This is a genomic window from Streptomyces sp. NTH33 (assembly GCF_003236365.1).
Lineage (GTDB): Bacteria > Actinomycetota > Actinomycetes > Streptomycetales > Streptomycetaceae > Streptomyces.
The window spans coordinates 1-1,475 of the sequence record NZ_POTZ01000868.1 but is presented as its reverse complement, the minus strand read 5'-3'; the positions used below and the strand labels follow the sequence as shown (position 1 = coordinate 1,475).

The window sequence follows — 1,475 nt, the reverse complement described above, 5'->3', positions numbered from 1 at the left end:
GGGGTCTATCAGGAATTAGGTGTGATTCGTCTGTTTAGCCTACGAGTTGTTCGGTGGGCTGTTCGGTCTACACTCGTCCGGCGGTGAGCCGGCCGTCGAAGAGGACGTCGAACTCGTTGAGGGCGGACTTCCAGCGGTTGTTCCAGCGCTGGCGGCCGCGGCCGGTGGGGTCGAGGGCGAGGGTGGCGAGGTAGAGGCGTTTGAGGGCGGCCTGCTCGTTGGGGAAGTGCCCGCAGGCCTGGGCCGCGCGCCGGTAGCGGGCGTTGAGGGACTCGATGGCGTTGGTGGTGTAGACGACCTGCCGGATGGCGTCGGGCAGGCCGAGGAAGGGTACGAACTCGCTCCAGGCCCGTTCCCAGGTTCCCGCGATCGAGGGGTAGCGCTTGCCCCAGGTGGCGTCGAAGTCCGCAAGCCGTGCCCGGGCCTCTTCCTCGTTGACGGCGGTGTAGACGGGCTTGAGATCGCGGGCGACCTCGGCCCAGTCGCGGCGCGAGGCATAGCGCAGGCTGGCGCGGATGAGGTGGACCACGCAGGTCTGCACGACGGTCTGGGGCCAGACGGTGTTCACCGCGTCGGGCAGGGCGCTCAGTCCGTCGCAGACCAGCATGAGCACGTCGCGGACGCCTCTGTTCTTGATCTCGGTCAGGACGGTCTGCCAGTATTTGGCGCCCTCGCCGCCGTCCCCGGCCCACAGGCCGAGGATCTCGCGGTAGCCGTCGGCGGTGACCGCGATGGCCACGTAGATGGGCCGGTTGGCGACGTGACCGTCCCTGATCTTGACGTGCACGGCGTCGATGAAGACGACCGGGTAGACCGGATCGAGCGGGCGGGTGCGCCATTCCGCCATCGATTCCAGGGCCTTGTCGGTGATCGTGGAGATTGTTTCCTTCGTCGTCGTCATCCCGTAGGTCTGGGCGAGGTGGGAGACAATCTCGCCGGAGGTCAGGCCCTTCGCGGTCAGCGAGATCACCAGGTCGTCCAGTGCGCCGGTGCGGCGGGCGTATACGGGCAGCATCCGGGGCCGGAAGGTGCCCAGCCGGTCCCTGGGGACCTGCACCGTCACCGCGCCGACCTCCGTCATGACTTTCTTGGCCCGGTAGCCGTTGCGCATGTTGCCGCCCGAGCGGGACCCGCGCCCGCCGGTCCGGCCGGCCTCGGCGGCCAGGTGCTCGTCCATCTCGGCCTCCAAGGCGGCCTGCATCAGGTGCTGGGCCAGTTCGGGCAGCAGCCCGCCCTCGCCCATCAGCCGCAGCCCCTCTCCCCGGACCTTTTCGGCCGCGAGCGCGGCCAGCTCCTCCAGCAGCTCGCTGGACAGACCGTTCGGCGACACCGGCATCGACTTCACATCGGCACCCTGAACACTGCCGCCGGCCACGGCAAGCGACACGCGGTCCATGGTCTCGATCAGGTGATCCATCGTCGTACTCATCAGGTGACTCCTTCGGGGAGATGCACACCTGATTCATGACACTCCC

At 68.1% G+C, this 1,475-nt stretch carries 1 protein-coding gene; it reads right to left on the bottom strand.

The window, feature by feature from the left end:
• Positions 1-67 precede the first annotated feature (67 nt).
• Positions 68-1,336: an IS256 family transposase gene (locus C1I97_RS37100; RefSeq protein ID WP_111007265.1), complete on the bottom strand. Its 1,269-nt coding sequence runs from the start codon at positions 1,334-1,336 to the stop codon at positions 68-70.
• Positions 1,337-1,475 lie beyond the last annotated feature (139 nt).